This is a genomic window from Enterobacter cloacae complex sp. 6730903, assembly GCF_048283985.1.
In the GTDB taxonomy this organism is placed as follows: Bacteria; Pseudomonadota; Gammaproteobacteria; order Enterobacterales; family Enterobacteriaceae; genus Enterobacter; species Enterobacter hormaechei_C.
This window is the reverse complement of sequence record NZ_JBLVXX010000036.1, coordinates 19,820-36,855: the sequence shown is the minus strand read 5'-3', so window position 1 is coordinate 36,855 and position 17,036 is coordinate 19,820. Positions and strand designations below refer to the sequence as shown.

Genomic DNA, 17,036 nt, shown 5'->3' with positions numbered 1-17,036 from the left:
GCGATGGCTGACGCTGCCATCGCCCATTTTTGCAGCAATCAAAACAACGTGCGCAATTTTCTGTTGACGTAAAGCTGAAAACATCTAGAATGCGCCTCCGTGGTTACGATACTTTTACAGTGTCGATGGTATGCGAAGGTGGCGGAATTGGTAGACGCGCTAGCTTCAGGTGTTAGTGTCCTTACGGACGTGGGGGTTCAAGTCCCCCCCCTCGCACCATAAATCACGTTGATATTGCTCGCACTGGGCGAAGGTGGCGGAATTGGTAGACGCGCTAGCTTCAGGTGTTAGTGTCCTTAGGATGTGGGGGTTCGAGTCCCCCCCCTCGCACCAACGAGGCGATATCAAACCAGTAAGATGACTGTGCGAAGGTGGCGGAATTGGTAGACGCGCTAGCTTCAGGTGTTAGTGTCCTTACGGACGTGGGGGTTCAAGTCCCCCCCCTCGCACCAATTATCTTACATCCCCTCAGCAGTGCCTCTTCTTTTTCCCTTTTATTTCAAACTCATCATAATCACCAGCAGTCCACTGATTAGCGCAACGCATGATGGCAGCAGCACGTAATGCCGTAACTGTTTGTGCCAGATCATCGCGGATGTCACCAGCAAGCCTGAAACAATCATTGCTTTCCAGACGTCAATGGGGAGATCGGCAAACATCAGCCCACCGATAATGGAACCAGGCAGCAATATTCCCCACCCACTTCCCAGCGCTTTGCTCAACATGGTTTCACCTCTCGCACTGATAATGATAACCAGTATCATATGATAGTAATTATCACTTGTCAGCATACGAGGTAAGAAATTGCGCCAGCAATTGCTTTCCCATAATGACAGAGAATGTGTAAGGTGATAAATTGCCCACCTGTTAACTTCCGATAAAGTTTTTCTGATAATAAAAATTCAATTTTGTAGCGACCAATATTACATAACAACACCTTGCTCATTGTTTTAATTGAGTTTTAATAAAAACGCACGCATATGACATCACAATCCTGGCTGTCTTTAGTCAACAAGAAATATCAGCTATCTTTACGTTTGTTTTTATTTCTGAACGCCGCATCAGCATTGTTCTCGGTAACAAACCCTCTCTATTCCGTGCGTGTGTTATCAGTCCCGCTGTTTGCCGTACTGACTATCAGCACAGGCTTACTTATCTGGCACTGGAAAAACAGCACGCGAAAAATAAATATCCCTGTTGTTTCAGCTATTTTTGGTCTTTTATGGGCCTGGCAGATCGTCTCTAAATTTCTGTTAATCACGCACGATCACGCGACCTATTTAATGATGGCGCTATTAACAGTGCTTTTTATAGGGTCTCTGGCGTTCGCGAGTAATATTAAAGCCTTTACGTTACATTCATTTCCCGCTTTTATATCCTGCCTGTGGCTTAGCCCGTCCGAAAACTGGCTGAGAATGGCCTATTTTTTCGCGCTGCCGGTGGTCGCCATTGGTATCCATCATGTTCTTCAGCGGCGCAATGACCGATTCGCCCAGGAGCTGCTTTCCGAACTGCTGGAGGAGCGGGAAACCCTGACCGATCTCAGCATGATGGACCCGCTCACCGGCCTGTATAACCGTCGCGGGCTGCAAAGCCGGCTGGAGAATCTTCCCAGGCCTGACGCTGGCGAGCACTTCGTGCTGCTGATGGATATCGACCACTTCAAAGCCTACAACGACCATTATGGCCATATGATGGGCGATCAGGCCTTGATCAGGGTCTCGGCTGCGATCCGCGACGCCGTGCGCTCACGCGATGTTGTCGCCCGGTTTGGCGGGGAAGAATTTATGGTGCTGTTGAGTAATATCCGGCTGGAGCAAGCGCGCCAGACGGCAGAACGCATACGTCAGAAGGTATACGATCTTAAAATCCCCCATATGTTTAACGAAAGCGTCGCCACTAACGTGACCATCAGCATCGGCATCGCCATGTTCGAGGGTGAAGACGTTGAAGGCGCGCTGGCGAAAGCCGATAAAGCCCTCTATGAAGCCAAGCATATGGGACGCAACAGCATTCTGCTGAGCGACGAGCTTCATACCGCCTGAAACCGCCCTCACAGCGCCAGGATAAAACGCTTGCGCTCGGTTTTATCTATAGTTAGGATTGGCAATCATTATCATTTAGATTTGTAATCCACACTATGGCGACTCGTACCGCACACATCGTTGAGCCCCTGCTCTGGCGAGCTCCACTCTCCGCCGGGGAAACGACGCTTGCGGATGCCATTCGGGAAAAAATTGCCGTAACGCGCGCCCATCTGCTGGATTTCATCAAACTGGATGAAGCGCCTCCGCATCATGCTCAGACGCTGACTGAGTGGCAACGCCCTGCCGAGCTGCGGTCACTGCTGGCAACCTATTCCGACCATATTTATCGTAACCAACCGACGCTGACGCGGGAAAACAAACCGCTGTTATCCCTCTGGGCACAGTGGTATATCGGACTGATGGTGCCGCCTGTCATGCTGGCCCTGTTGACCCAGGAAACGATGCTCGATCTCTCGTCGGAACATTTCCACGTTGAATTTCATGAGACCGGCCGCGCTGCCTGTTTCTGGATTGATGTACACGAAGATCCGAGCGCGAGGCACCTGTCAGCGCAGGCGCGTATGGAACGGCTGATTACAAGAGCGCTGGTTCCGGTCATTGATGCGCTGGAAGCGACGGGAGAGATTAACGGCAAACTGATCTGGAGTAATACCGGGTATCTTATCCACTGGTATTTAACGGAGATGAAGCCGCTGCTCGGCGACGAGAAAGTGGATGCGCTGCGTCAGAGCTGTTTCTTTGCCAGACAGCTGTCGGATGGACGGGATAACCCTCTTTACCGCACCGTGGTTCCGCGTGAGGGACTTCTGGTGCGTCGTACCTGCTGTCAGCGCTACCGTTTGCCGGATGTCCAGCAGTGCGGCGATTGCACGCTTAAGTAGTCTGGCCCCCTCTCCCACAGGGCTAATGCCTGCACAGGAGGCCCACCTCTTCCTTGAGGGAGAGGGCTGGGGTGAGGGGGAACATACGGCTCTGGTGGTCATTAAACGGCAACTCGCGTTGCCGTTTTGCTTTTACCTAAGCGACCTGCTGATTTTCCTCTTCCTCATTACGCTGTGCTTCTTCCGCTTCCTGCTGAAGCAACTGTTTCTCGTACACCTTAAAGAACGGGAAATAGATAATGGCGGAAACGCAGGCCAAAACCAGCACCAGAATGGCTGCACGGAAATCCCAGCCCAGCGCCCAGGCGGCACCAACCGGAGCCGGTGCCGTCCACGGCACAACGGAAATCACGCGGCCAATCAGATCAAACTTCATCGCTGCCCATGCCAGCACGGCATTAACCATCGGCGCCAGCAGGAAAGGAATAAAGAACACCGGGTTCATCACAATCGGCGTACCGAAAATCACCGGTTCATTGATATTGAAAATGCTTGGCACCACGCTCAGGCGTCCAATGGAGCGCAGGTGCGCGGAGCGGCTACGCAGATAGCAGAACACCAGCCCCATCGTCGCCCCCGATCCGCCGATAACGATAAAGAACGTCCAGAAGGCTTCCATAAAGATGTGTGGCAAAGGCTGGCTCGCCGCTAGCGCGGTCTGGTTCGCCCCCAGGTTTGTCAGCCAGAACATTTGCAGCATCCCGGAGACAATCGCCGCGCCGTGGATCCCGGCAAACCACAGCAGGTGGCCAATCAGCACCGCCAGCAGGATCGCAGGCAGCGAGTCAGCCGCAGAGACCAGCGGTTTGAATATCGACATGATGGCCTGTGGGATCAGCATACCGAACTGCGACTGGATCAGCAGGCTCAGCGGGTAGAGCGTGAGCACCACTACCAGCACCGGGATCAGCAGGTCAAACGAGTTTTTGATCATCGGAGGAACCTGGTCTGGAAGGCGGATCCCGATATTGTGTGCTTTCAGGAAACGCATCATCTCAACGCAATAGATCGCCACCAGAATCGCGGTGAAAATACCGGTCCCTCCCAGGCTATCGACCGGCAAAGCGCCTTTGGTTTTAGGGGCGGCGACCAGCAGGAACGCCATCAGCGATAGCATCGCGCACATGAACGGATCCAGCTGATGGGTTTTAACGTAATGTTTGCCGAGGTTGTAGGCGATAGCCGCACAGATATAAAGGGACATCACCCCCATTGTCATATCAAACGGCGTCAGAATTTGACCTTCAAACTGCTTCGCCATATCCAGCCAGGCGCGAGCAAAACCCCAGGTGGTATCAGGCGAAAAAGGCGGGTAAGCGAATACTAATAAAAACGAGCCCACAATCATAAATGGCATCGCTGAGATAAACCCGTCACGAATAGCCATAACGTGACGCTGGGAAGAGATGCGCCCGGCAATAGGGCTGACATAATTTTCAACGAAGCGGAAAATCAGATTAAATGCAGCGTGGTTGGCAGACATAGCAGATCTCCTGTCAGACGTTCGTTTTGGACGCTCTCACGTCACACGTTGTTCCATACATCAGCGTCACAACCTTGCCGGATCGTGTACCTGCGGTACTGCTCAAACGGAATGGTTTCATAATTAGCTCTTATTATTAGATACAGGGGAAGTTACACACTTAGTATTAATCTCTGCATCACGCTCTGCAACCGGTTACTGTAACCGGTTTCTGTGAATGTGAAGGCGATCCAGAAATCGCCCCTGACGGATATTTGTTACTTAAGGGATATTTACAGCGACTAAATTCTTATGACAGATTACGCAGGATATTTGTCAGGAGGAATCAATGAGTTTGCAGTCTGTACAACAGTTTTTTGCCGAACACGCTCCGGATATAGAGATCATTGAGCTTAACCAAAGCACAGCGACTGTTGCCCTTGCTGCTGCCGCGCACAACGTTGAACCCGGCCAGATTGCCAAAACGCTATCACTGAAAATTAAAAATGACGTGATTCTGGTGGTTGCAAAAGGTGATGCGCGTCTGGATAACAAAAAGCTCAAAGAGACATTCGGCGCAAAAGCCCGCATGCTCAGCAGCGATGAGGTGGTCACCCTGACAGGTCATCCTGTTGGCGGCGTCTGCCCTTTCGGACTGGAAAATCCGCTCTCTGTTTACTGTGACATCACATTAAAACAATACGCGGAAGTGTTACCCGCAGCGGGTGCCATCCACAGTGCGGTGCGTATTTCGCCCGACAGAATGGCAGAACTGACCGCAGCAAAATGGGTGGATGTTTGCATTTGAACGGTGCGCCAGAAGAACGCTGGCGCACCCTTTAACGCTAAGAGAAAGAAGGAACGGTGAGAGCGGAACGACGAACTTCCCGGGCAGGGAGATGCGCCAGGATATCCGCCGCATCCAGTAATCCCACGTCAGAATTGACGCCCAGCTTTACCATGGCGTTAAACTTATGCGCCCGGATAGTTTTAATATTACGTTCAAGCTGCGCCGCAATTTCAGGGATTGAAAAACCCGATGACATATAACGCAGAATCGCCCTTTCGGTTGGGCTTAACATACGATTCTGGCTCACACACCAGTGATTGTACATGTTGTCATTCACCTGATGCGTTTCGCTGAGTAATGTCTCCAGCCCCTCCATGAGCTGCTTCAGCGGAACCGATTTACTGATTATCCCATGCAAGCGAGAAGGCGAAAGATGGCTGACCAGCCTCGCCTCCATTTCGTCTGAGGCCAGCACGATACGCTGGACGTCGCTATGGGTGAAGGTGAGATCCCGTAAACAGGCCAGACAGTTTCTCCGCTCTTCACGCTCATCAGACAATGAATAGATAACCGCATAAAATGAGATATCCGAGAGCGCGGCTTTAAAACTGGCGAATCTGCTAAACAGGTGCACCTGGTAATGGCTCAGGGCGGGCATCGCAAAGAGATGCTTTAGCCCCACAGCGCTCATTGAGCAGCTTTCGATGACGGCGATATGTCTTGTTGCAGTGGTCTTTTCCATTCCTCAAACTCTCCATAAGCCGACATTAAACTGAGTTCTCGCATTCCCTGGGTACTGCTTATCCACGCGTACATATCGGCATTACTGCGAAGTGATAAGCGACGCATTGCACTGTTTTTCTGTGCACTGATCGTTTTATTACTTTTATTCAGCAGCGTGGCAATTTGGTTGATTCCCCAACCTTTACCGAGTAAACGCAACACCTTGCGTTCAGAGTGAGTGAGTGCAATCATTTGCTCACTCTCCTCTTCAATATCGGGCGTTTCCGGTATTAATAACGTCTGGCTTATTCGCTCGGCACGTTCACTGCCCGCGCGAATAGCGTTTATGACGCCTTCAATAGGCTCCATATCTGAAAGCAGCGTGCTTTCCGGGCGCATAAGAAGTTCTACTGCAAGCGGATAAAGGGGACGCGAGACAAGGAATATCCAGTGAATATCCCGATACTGATTCATTAATCCATAATACTGCTCAAGCGTGCCGCGAGGATTGCGATACTCACCCGAAATATCGGCAATAACGACCCCGGCGCGACGCAACTGAAGTAGCGTCAACTCCTGCATCGAACGGCAGTACGTTATCTCAAAATCGGGAAAATGACGCGACATGACGCCACCTAACCCATTTTGCATAACCGGCACTCTACTAATCACCACTCCGTGTTTACCATTCAATGGCAACATAGACCCTCCCTGTCTTGAATTCATTATTTAAGAACGAACTAACCCTACGAGGTTAAACACGTTTGCATCCTTAAGTACAAAACGGCTTAATACTCGCAAACCAGAAGAAATGTCACATGGGTTAAGAAACGCCCAATACAGGCTTAATATCGCATAAAGACCACAAAAATTTAATTCAGGTTGCGTGAAAAGAACGAAAATATGAAATTAGAATTACTTAATATATTGTTTTTATAAATCCCCATCTCATATTCATTTAATAAATAAAAATGCGGTTTTTCGCCATGCTGGTCACGCGAACTGATCGCACAAATGTTGATCTGGCCCAGCGCAAAGGGTCCTGCACTTTGTGTTAAAAGTAAGCAATCTCTCTACTCTTCAGGGCGTTTCATGCAGGCAGATCGGTCTACGCAACGTGCTACCACGCGGCTATGTATTCAGTGCGGGCTTTTTCTCTTACAACACGGGGCAGAAAGCGCCCTCGTCGAAGAACTTTCCACACGCCTTGGGCTGGCGCTGGGGATGGACAGCGTCGAGAGCTCCATCTCGTCAAATGCCATTGTGCTGACCACCATTAAAGACGGACAGTGCCTGACCTCTACCCGTAAAAATCATGACCGCGGCATTAACATGCACGTCGTGACGGAAGTGCAGCACATCGTGATCCTTGCCGAACACAAGCTGCTCGATCTGCGGGAGATAGAGAAACGCTTCAACCAGATCAAACCTCTCCGGTATCCACGCTGGCTGGTTGTGCTGATGGTGGGACTCTCCTGCGCCTGCTTCTGCAAACTCAACGCGGGCGGCTGGGACGGCGCTGTCGTGACCTTCTTTGCCAGCAGCATCGCGATGTATGTCCGCCAGTTGTTGACGCACAGGCAACTGCATCCGCAAATTAACTTCTGCATCACGGCGTTCGTGGCGACAACCGTATCCGGCCTTCTTTTGCGCCAGCCTTACTTCGCCAGCACGCCTACTGTTGCGATGGCCGCCAGCGTATTGCTGCTGGTGCCGGGTTTTCCCTTAATCAATGCCGTTGCTGATATGTTCAAAGGCCACATCAACACCGGTCTGGCGCGCTGGGCGATAGCCAGCCTGCTGACGCTGGCGACCTGTATCGGGGTGGTAATGGCCATGACACTCTGGGGGTTACGCGGATGGGCGTGATGGATTTTCTGCTCGCACTGGCGCAGGACATGCTCCTGGCAGCCCTTCCTGCCGTTGGCTTTGCGATGGTGTTTAACGTCCCACAGCGTGCATTACCCTGGTGTGCGCTGCTGGGTGCCATTGGCCACGGCTCACGTATGATCATGATGACCGCAGGCTTTAATATCGAATGGTCGACGTTTATCGCCTCCATGCTGGTCGGCAGTATCGGTATTCAGTGGTCCCGCTGGTATCTGGCGCACCCGAAGGTGTTCACCGTGGCGGCGGTAATCCCTATGTTCCCGGGCATTTCAGCCTATACGGCAATGATCTCCGCCGTCAAAATCAGCCACTTTGGCTATAGCGAACCGCAGATGATCCTGCTTCTGAGCAACTTCCTTAAAGCCTCGTCAATTGTGGGCGCGCTCTCCATCGGCCTGTCGATCCCCGGATTATGGCTTTACCGCAAACGTCCACGCGTATAATAAAATCGCTTGCAATTGTATCGTGCGCTATCTATATTCATTTCATGGACGCAAAAACGAACGACACCACCAACGCGCTTCTGCTGGATAACCAGCTCTGTTTTGCCCTCTATTCGGCAAATCTGGCGCTTAACAAGCTGTACCGGCAACTGCTGGCGCCGCTTAACCTGACCTACCCGCAATACCTGGTGATGCTGGTGCTGTGGGAGCAGGATGATATTACGGTGTCAGACATTGGCGAGCGGCTGTTCCTGGATTCCGCCACGCTGACTCCCCTGCTGAAACGCCTGGAAAGCGCAGGATTGATCTTCCGCCAGCGCTCCCGTCAGGATGAGCGTCAGGTCGCCGTCACCCTGAGCGACGCGGGTCGGGCGCTGCAACAGCAGGCCGTGACGATACCCCATGCCGTGGGTTGTGCAGCGCAGTGTGATACCGACACCATGCTGGCGCTCAAGCAACAGCTCGAACTTTTGCGCCAACAGCTGCATCGCGCGTAAGGCTATACTTTACGCGTCTGATTTTAACTTAATACATCGTGCGCTATTTAATAGCGCATATAAACGTAAGGTGAGGAACCTGCCATGTCTTTAGAAAAAGTTGTCTACACTGCCAAAGCCAAAGCAACCGGAGGCCGTGATGGCCGCGCAACGTCTTCCGATGGCGTTCTGGATGTCAAACTGGGTGTGCCAAAAGAGATGGGCGGCATGGGGGGTGAAGTAACCAACCCTGAACAGCTGTTCGCTGCGGGCTACTCCGCCTGCTTCCTGGGCGCAATGAAGTTCGTTGCGGGACGCGACAAATTCGCTCTGCCAAAAGACGCCTTTATTGAAGGCGAAGTGGGGATTGGCCCGCTGCCAACCGGTTTTGGTATCGAAGCGAAGCTGAACATCCACGTTGAAGGGATGGACGCAGCGGAAGCCAAAAAACTGGTGGATGCGGCGCATATCGTCTGTCCGTACTCTAACGCGACGCGCGGTAATATCGACGTGACGCTGAACATCATCGCGTAACCAGCCCCTGAGATTTTAGCCCCGGTAAGCGTAACGCCGCCGGGGAAATCCTCTCCTTTCCTCTCCTCTCTCTGTGCTACCATAACCCTCAATCACGCCCGTAGTAATCAGTTGAGAAAGTGTTATGTCCTCCAGAATCCTGACCACCAGCATTGCTGGCATTGATGCCTTTATGCGCGATCCTCGCGGTGTGTTGACGCACGCCGAAGGCGGCACGCTCGCGGTATTTGCCGACAACGCCCCGGCGTTTTATGCGGTCACGCCGGAACGTCTGGCGCAGCTTCTGGACATTGAAGCGAAGCTGTCGCGCCCGGCGAGCGATGTCATGCTGGATAATCAGTTTTTTGACGAACCCACCAGCGCTCCGGTGGCCGTTCCAATGGGGAAATTTCCCATGTACGCCGGTTGGCAGCCGGACGCCGATTTTCAGCGGCAGGCGGCCTTATGGGGAATAGCCCTCTCGCAGCCCGCGACGCCGGAAGAGCTGGCGGCCTTTACCGCTTACTGGCAGGCTGAAGGAAAAATCTTCCACCATGTTCAGTGGCAGCAAAAGTTCGCGCGCAGTCTGCAAATTAACCGCGCCAGCAACAACGGCCAGCCAAAGCGTGATATCAATGCCTTTTCAGAACCGGACAAAAAAATCCCTGATGGATTCCGAGGTGCGAAATGAAAAACGTCGGCGACCTGATGAAACGTTTGCAGAAGATGATGCCCGCCAACGTGAAGCCCGCCTTCACCACCGGTGAAGAGCTGCTGGCATGGCAAAAAGAGCAGGGTAAAATTCGCGCGGCGGCCCTCGCCCGCGAAAACCGCGCGATGAAAATGCAGCGCACCTTTAACCGCTCGGGCATTCGCCCTCTGCACCAGAACTGCTCTTTCGAGAATTATAAGGTCGAGTCACAGGGGCAGATGAACGCCCTTAACCAGGCGCGCCAGTACGTGGATGAATTTGACGGCAACATTGCCAGCTTCATCTTTAGCGGAAAACCCGGCACGGGGAAAAATCACCTTGCGGCCGCTATCTGCAATGAGCTGCTGCTGCGCGGGAAGTCAGTGCTGATTATCACCGTGGCCGATATTATGTCCGCCATGAAGGACACCTTCAGCAACCGCGAAACCAGCGAAGAACAGCTGCTGAATGATTTGAGTAACGTGGATTTGCTGGTCATCGACGAGATCGGCGTCCAGACGGAGTCCCGCTACGAAAAAGTGATCATCAACCAGATTGTCGATCGCCGTTCGTCGTCAAAACGCCCAACCGGTATGCTGACGAACCACAATATCGACGAGATGACCCGACTTCTTGGCGAGCGGGTGATGGATCGCATGAAGCTGGGTAACAGCTTGTACGTCATCTTCGACTGGGACAGCTACCGCAGCCGCGTCACCGGCAAAGAGTATTAAGATATTTCCAGGGAGCGCCGGAAGAGCAGAGGTATATACTGAACCCACTTTTGGCCCAAAACGGACCTTGTTGAGTAAATCATTATGAAAAAACAGTTTCTTATCAGCATCCTTACTGGCGCCCTGCTGGTGACTGGCGCAGCGCAGGCCGCATCATGGCAGGAGTCGCTCTCCAGCGCAGCAAGTGAGTTAACCAAAGAGAGCGGCACTTCCCAGGGCGGGCTGTCAGCCTCGTCCCTCACCGGCCTGCTGAGTAACAGCTCCCAAAGCCTGAGCGCCGGAACGATGAATAACGCGGCGGGCATTCTGGAATACTGCGCGAAGCAGAAACTGGCTTCCGTCACCGATACCGAAAACATCAAAAACCAGGTGCTGGGTAAACTTGGTCTGGACACCCAGGAGCAGAAAGCGGACACCAACTATATGGACGGTATTCAGGGCCTGCTGAACGCGCAAAATGGCCAGCAGCTGAACCTCAGCACCCTTGGAAATTCATCTCTGGCGAAACAGGTGAAAACGAAAGCCTGCGATCTGGTGCTGAAACAAGGCGTTAATTTCCTCTCCTGATCGCCTCCCATTTTCTGCCACAACACGCCGGGTTTATTACGTTAGTCTTACACCGCGGCGTGAAGTGCGTTTTTTTACCCCCAGCCACCACCTCAGCCTCCGTATGCCACGATGCGACGGTATTCAAAAATCCGATTTTATAAACCAAATCCTAACAACAGCACACTTTCGTGACACTAAAATTGCAGCTAAGTGATATCGCAATTACATTGTATTACCCAAAAAATAAGCATTTAGCCGGCTAAGCGTCCGGCATGATGAGGATCTGCTGTTGTCAGAGTTAATGTCCCTTGTCCTTTTCCTGGCTTCCATCGGCGTTTATGCCTGGAAAGCCGGTCGTCACACCTGGTGGTTTGTGGCCACCCTGGTGGTGCTCGGCATTTTTATTGTTTTGAACATTACGTTATATGCCAGCGATTACTTTACCGGCGACGGTATTAACGACGCGGTGCTCTACACGTTGACCAACAGCCTGACCGGCGCTGGTGTGGGTAAGTACATCCTTCCGGGCCTGGGGCTGGTGGTCGCCCTGGTGGGTATCTTCGCCGCGCTGGCCTGGGTTCTGCGCCGTCGCCGTCACCGTCCGCATCATCATGGCTACAGCCTGCTGGCGCTGTGCCTGGCGCTGGCCTCCGTGGATGCCAGCCCGGCATTCCATCAAATTACCGAGCTGGTAAAATCCCAGTCGCGCGATGGCGACCCGGACTTTGCGGCCTATTACAAAGAACCCTCGAAGAAGATCGACAATCCCAGACTCAACCTGGTCTATATCTACGGCGAAAGTCTGGAACGCACCTATTTTGATAACGATGCTTTCCCGAACCTGACGCCAGAGCTTGGCGCGCTGAAAAACCAGGGCCTCGACTTCAGCCACACCATGCAACTGCCCGGCACGGATTACACCATCGCCGGGATGGTGGCCTCCCAGTGCGGCATTCCGCTGTTCGCTCCGTTTGAAGGCAACGCCTCCGCCTCGATGTCGAGCTTCTTCCCGCAGAACATTTGCCTTGGCGATATCCTGAAAAACTCGGGCTATGAAAACTACTTTATGCAGGGTGCAAACCTGCGCTTTGCCGGGAAAGATGTGTTCCTGAAATCCCACGGTTTCGATCACCTGTATGGTTCCGAAGAGCTGAAAACCACGGTGGCCGATCCGGCTTACCGCAACGACTGGGGCTTTTACGACGATACCGTTCTGGATGAAACCTGGAAGAAATTCGAGGAGCTTTCCCGCGCCGGTAAACGCTTCTCGCTGTTTGCGTTGACCGTTGACACGCATCATCCGGATGGTTTCGTCTCACGCACCTGTAAACGTCAGGGCTACGACATTGACGGTAAAAACAACAAGTCGTTCAGCGCCGTGACCTGTAGCCAGGAGCATATCGCGGCGTTAATCGAGAAAATCAAAGCGTCGCCGTATTTCAAAAATACGGTCATTGTCGTCTCATCTGACCATCTGGCGATGAAAAACAGCGCCTGGGATGAGCTGAATAAGCTTGATCGCAGCAACCTGTTCTTTGTGCTGCGCGGCGATAAACCGCAGCAGGAGATCATTGCCGCTAAACGTAACTCGATGGATAACGGCGCTACCGTGCTGGATATTCTGGGTGGCGATAACTTCATTGGCCTGGGCCGCAGTACGCTTTCGGGCCAGTCCCTGTCGGAAATCTTCCTCAACATGAAGGAAAAAATCCTCGCCTGGAAACCGGATATCATTCGTCTGTGGAACTTCCCGAAAGAGATAAAAGATTTCACCATCGATCAGGATAAAAAAATGATCGCGTTCTCCGGTAGCCATTTCCGTCTGCCGCTGCTGCTGCGCGTGTCGGATAACCGCGTCGAGCCACTGCCGGAAAGTGAATACTCCGCGCCACTGCGCTTCCAGCTGGCGGAATTTGCCCCGCGCGATAATTTCGTCTGGGTCGACAAATGCTACAAAATGGGCCAGCTCTGGTCGCAACAGCTGTCGCTATCCACCGACTGGTGCGTCTCTCAGGGGCAACTCGGCGGCGAGCAGACCGTGCAACACGTTGACAAACCGCAGTGGCAGGGAAAAACCGCGTTTAAAGATACGGTTATTGATACCGCACGCTATCAGCGCAACGTAGACCTGCTGAAAATCGTCGACAACGACATTCGTTATAAAGCAGACAGCTTCATCTTTTATGTTGCCGGCGCGCCGGAAGAGGTGAAGCAGTTCAGCGGTATTTCTCGGCCGGAATCCTGGGGGCGCTGGTCTAACGCGCAGTTAGGCGATGAGGTGAAAATTGAGTATACCCATCCACTGCCGGAGAAATTCGATCTGGTGATCACCGCCAGGGCATTTGGTCCCAACGCAAACCGTCCTATACCGGTGCGCGTCGGTGATAAAGAACAGACGCTGACGCTGAGCAATGATGTCACCACCAGCACGCTGCACTTCGATAACCCAACGCGCAGCAATACGCTGGTCATTGTGCCGCCCGATCCGCAGTCCACTAACGAAGGGAATATTCTCGGTCACGCTCCGCGCAAGCTGGGGATCGGCATGGTGGAGATTAAAATTGTGAGCAGCGCTGGCTGATGACGGCGTTCACCCTTCGCCCGACCCGCATCGACGATGTCGCTGCCCTGCCCGCCATCGAACGCGCGGCGGGGCAGCGGTTTCGCGACGTTCCTGAGCTGGCCTGGCTGGCAGACAATGAGGTTACTTCCGTTGAAGATCACCTCGGTTACGCCGGACGCGGATTAAGCTGGCTGGCGCTGGCTGACGACAGGCCCGTGGGCTTTATTCTCGCCGAAGCTCATCCATCGTCGCTGTTTATTGTGGAACTGTCGGTTCACCTGGACTGGCAGGGACGAGGTCTTGGACGCCAGTTAATCGCCCGTGCCGCCGCGCATGCCCGCAGTCTGGGGCTTAACTCGCTGACGTTAACGACGTTTCGTGATGTCCCGTGGAATGCGCCCTTCTACAGGCGATTAGGGTTTGAAATGATGACGACGCTGACGCCGGAACTGCGCCAGAAACGCGAGGAAGAGACGGCGCACGGTTTAGCGTATGGTTCCCGCTGCGCCATGCGCCTGCCTCTGTAAAATCGCCCGGTGGCGCTGCGCTTACCGGGCCTACAAAACCCCATTCCGCAGGCCAGGTCAGACGCAGCCGCCCCCGACAAAACCCACAATCCGTAGGCCGGGTAAGGCGTAGCCGCCACCCGGCGAAACGCACATCCCGTAGGCCTGGTCAGGCGCAGCCGCCATCCGGCAAAACGCACATCCCGTAGGCCGGGTAAGGCGTAGCCGCCACCCGGCAAAACCCACAATCCGTAGGCCGGGTCAGACGCAGCCGCCACCCGGCAAATTGCACATCCCGTAGGCCGGGTAAGGCGTAGCCGCCACCCGGCGAAACGCACAGCGTCAGAACGTTTCCCAGTTATCGCCCGCGTCTGCGGTCGCCGGTTTACGCGCCACTACCGGTGCGGCAACGCTTTTCGCCGAGGCGAACTCGCGCGCCTTCATCTGTTCCTGCTGAATACGGAACACCGCAACGGCCTGCGTCAGACGGCTCGCCTGCTCTTCCAGTGCCGCAGCCGCCGCCGCAGACTCTTCCACCAGCGAGGCGTTCTGCTGGGTCACGCGATCCATCTCAGCCACCGCGAGCCCAACCTGGTCGATACCGCGGCTCTGCTCGTCAGACGCAGACGCGATTTCGCCCATGATGTCCGTCACGCGCGTTACCGCATTCACGATCTCGCCCATGGTTTCACCCGCGCTTTCCACCAGCGTTGAACCAATTTCCACGCGCCCCACGGAATCTTCAATCAGGCTCTTGATCTCGCGAGCCGCCTGGGCGCTGCGCTGCGCCAGGTTTCGGACTTCACCTGCAACCACCGCAAAACCACGGCCCTGCTCGCCCGCACGTGCCGCTTCTACCGCCGCGTTCAGCGCCAGAATATTGGTCTGGAAGGCAATCCCGTCGATCACGCTAATAATGTCGGCGATTTTCTGCGAACTGCCGGCGATGTCGCGCATGGTCTGCACCACGTTATCCACCACCTTACCGCCTTTCTGCGCGGTTTCAGACGCGCTCAGGGCCAGGTTGCTCGCCTGACGGGCGTTCTCGGCGTTCTGCTTCACGGTGGCAGTCAGCTGTTCCATGCTGGCGGCGGTCTCTTCCAGAGAGGCAGCCTGCTGTTCGGTACGGGATGAGAGATCGTTATTGCCCATCGAGATTTCGCTCGCACCGCTGTAAATGGCGTTTGCGCCGTTACGCACGTCACCCACGGTACGCACCAGCTCGCCCTGCATGTGGCGCAGGGAGTCAGCCAGTTCCCCCATCTCGTTGGAGCCTTCCACGTCGATGCGCTTCACCAGGTCGCCGCTGGCGATATGTCGAATGCTGTCAATCAGACGGTTCAGCGGCGAAATCAGCGCCTGACGAATGCCCAGCCAGACGGCAACAATCACCACCAGCACCGCAGCCAGCACACTAATCAGCACCCAGATAGCCTGGCGGTAAGAACTGTTGCTGTCTTCAACCGCGGTCTGATACAGCGCGTCGTTCTGTTGCAGGTAGGTGACGTACTGCTTCTCAAAGCCATCCTGATAGCTCTGGGTCGGCTGGTCGAAGAACTCGTTGATCTTGCCCGCCCCCAGCAGCTGGATCAGCTCGGCCAGCGCGCCATGGTAGATATCGTAATTACGTTTGATTTCCAGTGCCGCAGCGTCGCTCTGACGCGGGTCGCGCGGCAGCGCTTCGTAATCCGCCCAGTTTTTTTCCGCCTGTTTCAGAGACGCAGAGGCAATCTGCATCAGCTCGGCGACGGTTGAGCCGCTGCCGATATTGTTCTGATCCATCATGTAGCGGATACCCGCGCGGTTCAGGGTGTTACGGGTTTGCAGCAGCGCCACCCAGCTACCGTTCAGGGTGGATTGTTGCTGGCGAATGGTTTGTAGAATGGTGAAATTCTCTTTGTCATGCTTCAGGGCATTGAAGAAAAGACCACCGGATGTGAGTTGTAAAAGGCCAAATATCGCTAAAACCAGCAGTAAGCTGGTGACAATCTTGATACGATTTAACATGTTTTCTCTTTCCTCAGACAGATACAGAATTTTCGGCCTGGAAAGGGAAAACTTTACGAAAATCATCCTGGAATTTAGGGTTTTTACTCTTCGTCCCGCGCGGCAATATGTCGGTTTCCGAGTTCAATAAACTCTTCCAGCAGCGCCGTGAGCTGCGTCATCTTCTCCGGAGTATATTCCGCCTCAATCTGCTGATACGCCTCTTCCACCTGAGCCTGCGCACGCTGGTACAGCGCGTTGCCTTCTTTCGTCAGCGACACGTATAGCTTGCGCTGGTCGTTCACCGGCTTTAAGCGCAGCACCAGACCGTCGCGCTCCATCCGCGTCAGAATGCCGGTCAGGCTTGGGCGCAAAATGCAGGTGCGGAACGCCAGATCGTGAAAATCCATGGAGGGATGCTCGGCCAGCACGCGGACGATACGCCACTGCTGCTCGGTCAGATTATGCCGCTTCACTATCGGGCGGAAGTAGCCCATCGCCGCTTCACGCGCCTGCAACAGTGCGATGGTTAATGAGTCATGCATCACCTTCCCCTTACATCATTAACAAGTAAACAATTTAAAACAGATGCTTTTATAGACAACACGTTGTAACCCAAAAAGTCTAACAGAAACAACGTCATTTTTTTAATGACTTGATTTAAATGATAATTCACCTTTTGATGTAAATTTATTGTTATTCATATCACAAATTATTCACTTCTGATTGCGAAACGAACAGCAAAAGCATAAAACCAGATCATTAACATATTAATGAAATC

At 53.6% G+C, this 17,036-nt stretch carries 18 protein-coding genes and 3 tRNA genes; 15 read left to right on the top strand and 6 right to left on the bottom strand.

Going from position 1 to position 17,036, the window contains the following annotated elements; all coding sequences use genetic code 11:
• Positions 1-132: 132 nt before the first annotated feature.
• The 3 genes from ACNQ0W_RS17670 to ACNQ0W_RS17660 all read left to right on the top strand — a co-directional run bounded on the left by ACNQ0W_RS17670 (position 133) and on the right by ACNQ0W_RS17660 (position 452).
• Positions 133-219, top strand: a tRNA-Leu gene (locus ACNQ0W_RS17670).
• A gap of 28 nt (positions 220-247) precedes the next feature.
• A tRNA-Leu gene (locus tag ACNQ0W_RS17665) sits at positions 248-333 on the top strand.
• Positions 334-365: 32 nt separating this feature from the next.
• Positions 366-452, top strand: a tRNA-Leu gene (locus tag ACNQ0W_RS17660).
• A gap of 42 nt (positions 453-494) precedes the next feature.
• Here ACNQ0W_RS17660 and ACNQ0W_RS17655 read toward each other — a convergent pair.
• A complete protein-coding gene (locus tag ACNQ0W_RS17655) occupies positions 495-764 on the bottom strand; it encodes a DUF1435 domain-containing protein (protein WP_047735121.1) in 270 nt (89 codons plus the stop codon).
• A gap of 216 nt (positions 765-980) precedes the next feature.
• On the opposite strand from ACNQ0W_RS17655, the gene ACNQ0W_RS17650 reads away from it, so the two are divergent.
• Both ACNQ0W_RS17650 and fhuF read left to right on the top strand, forming a co-directional pair.
• Positions 981-2,045 (top strand): GGDEF domain-containing protein, encoded by a 1,065-nt coding sequence (locus ACNQ0W_RS17650; protein ID WP_062932400.1) that lies wholly within the window; start codon positions 981-983, stop codon positions 2,043-2,045.
• Between the two features lie 95 nt (positions 2,046-2,140).
• Positions 2,141-2,929, top strand: a complete 789-nt coding sequence (gene fhuF / locus ACNQ0W_RS17645; RefSeq protein ID WP_047052527.1) for a siderophore-iron reductase FhuF — start codon at positions 2,141-2,143, stop codon at positions 2,927-2,929.
• 136 nt (positions 2,930-3,065) lie between these two features.
• On the opposite strand, the gene ACNQ0W_RS17640 is transcribed toward fhuF, so the two are convergent.
• The gene (locus tag ACNQ0W_RS17640) at positions 3,066-4,412 is read right to left on the bottom strand and encodes a PTS sugar transporter subunit IIC (protein ID WP_047052528.1); all 1,347 of its coding nucleotides are present in this window, start codon (positions 4,410-4,412) and stop codon (positions 3,066-3,068) included.
• Positions 4,413-4,740: 328 nt separating this feature from the next.
• On the opposite strand from ACNQ0W_RS17640, the gene ACNQ0W_RS17635 reads away from it, so the two are divergent.
• Complete coding sequence (locus ACNQ0W_RS17635; RefSeq protein ID WP_003856572.1) at positions 4,741-5,199, top strand: YbaK/EbsC family protein; 459 nt, start codon at positions 4,741-4,743, stop codon at positions 5,197-5,199.
• Between the two features lie 37 nt (positions 5,200-5,236).
• Here ACNQ0W_RS17635 and bglJ read toward each other — a convergent pair whose 3' ends face one another.
• Complete coding sequence (gene bglJ, locus ACNQ0W_RS17630) at positions 5,237-5,872, bottom strand: DNA-binding transcriptional activator BglJ (protein WP_047052530.1); 636 nt, start codon at positions 5,870-5,872, stop codon at positions 5,237-5,239.
• Entirely contained in the window at positions 5,869-6,606 is a 738-nt protein-coding gene (locus ACNQ0W_RS17625; protein WP_003856574.1) for a helix-turn-helix transcriptional regulator, read from the bottom strand. The genes bglJ and ACNQ0W_RS17625 overlap by 4 nt, the downstream gene beginning before the upstream one ends.
• 390 nt (positions 6,607-6,996) lie before the next feature.
• On the opposite strand from ACNQ0W_RS17625, the gene ACNQ0W_RS17620 reads away from it, so the two are divergent.
• From ACNQ0W_RS17620 to ACNQ0W_RS17580, 9 genes are all read left to right on the top strand, one after another.
• Complete coding sequence (locus tag ACNQ0W_RS17620; RefSeq protein ID WP_017383842.1) at positions 6,997-7,773, top strand: threonine/serine ThrE exporter family protein; 777 nt, start codon at positions 6,997-6,999, stop codon at positions 7,771-7,773.
• The gene (locus ACNQ0W_RS17615; protein ID WP_032103059.1) at positions 7,764-8,237 is read left to right on the top strand and encodes a threonine/serine exporter; all 474 of its coding nucleotides are present in this window, start codon (positions 7,764-7,766) and stop codon (positions 8,235-8,237) included. Before ACNQ0W_RS17620 ends, ACNQ0W_RS17615 begins: the two co-directional genes overlap by 10 nt.
• Positions 8,238-8,281: 44 nt before the next feature.
• On the top strand, positions 8,282-8,734 hold the full coding sequence (locus tag ACNQ0W_RS17610) for a MarR family winged helix-turn-helix transcriptional regulator (protein ID WP_015572604.1): 453 nt from the start codon (positions 8,282-8,284) through the stop codon (positions 8,732-8,734).
• Positions 8,735-8,818: 84 nt separating this feature from the next.
• The gene (locus ACNQ0W_RS17605; protein ID WP_062932401.1) at positions 8,819-9,247 is read left to right on the top strand and encodes an organic hydroperoxide resistance protein; all 429 of its coding nucleotides are present in this window, start codon (positions 8,819-8,821) and stop codon (positions 9,245-9,247) included.
• Between the two features lie 124 nt (positions 9,248-9,371).
• Positions 9,372-9,917, top strand: coding sequence for a primosomal protein DnaT (gene dnaT, locus ACNQ0W_RS17600; RefSeq protein WP_062932402.1), 546 nt, complete (start codon positions 9,372-9,374; stop codon positions 9,915-9,917).
• A complete protein-coding gene (dnaC, locus tag ACNQ0W_RS17595) occupies positions 9,914-10,651 on the top strand; it encodes a DNA replication protein DnaC (protein ID WP_003856580.1) in 738 nt (245 codons plus the stop codon). The genes dnaT and dnaC overlap by 4 nt, the downstream gene beginning before the upstream one ends.
• An 84-nt stretch (positions 10,652-10,735) precedes the next feature.
• Complete coding sequence (locus ACNQ0W_RS17590) at positions 10,736-11,218, top strand: DUF2501 domain-containing protein (RefSeq protein WP_015572603.1); 483 nt, start codon at positions 10,736-10,738, stop codon at positions 11,216-11,218.
• Positions 11,219-11,489: 271 nt separating this feature from the next.
• A complete protein-coding gene (gene opgB / locus ACNQ0W_RS17585) occupies positions 11,490-13,781 on the top strand; it encodes a phosphatidylglycerol--membrane-oligosaccharide glycerophosphotransferase (RefSeq protein WP_062932403.1) in 2,292 nt (763 codons plus the stop codon).
• Positions 13,781-14,290, top strand: coding sequence for a GNAT family N-acetyltransferase (locus ACNQ0W_RS17580; RefSeq protein WP_062932404.1), 510 nt, complete (start codon positions 13,781-13,783; stop codon positions 14,288-14,290). The genes opgB and ACNQ0W_RS17580 overlap by 1 nt, the downstream gene beginning before the upstream one ends.
• 321 nt (positions 14,291-14,611) lie before the next feature.
• Here the strand turns inward: ACNQ0W_RS17580 and tsr are convergent, their stop codons facing one another.
• Together tsr and hpaR are read right to left on the bottom strand one after the other, a co-directional pair.
• Complete coding sequence (tsr, locus tag ACNQ0W_RS17575; protein ID WP_003856589.1) at positions 14,612-16,276, bottom strand: methyl-accepting chemotaxis protein; 1,665 nt, start codon at positions 16,274-16,276, stop codon at positions 14,612-14,614.
• A gap of 83 nt (positions 16,277-16,359) precedes the next feature.
• Positions 16,360-16,800 (bottom strand): homoprotocatechuate degradation operon regulator HpaR, encoded by a 441-nt coding sequence (gene hpaR, locus ACNQ0W_RS17570; protein ID WP_003856591.1) that lies wholly within the window; start codon positions 16,798-16,800, stop codon positions 16,360-16,362.
• Between the last annotated feature and the right edge of the window lie 236 nt (positions 16,801-17,036).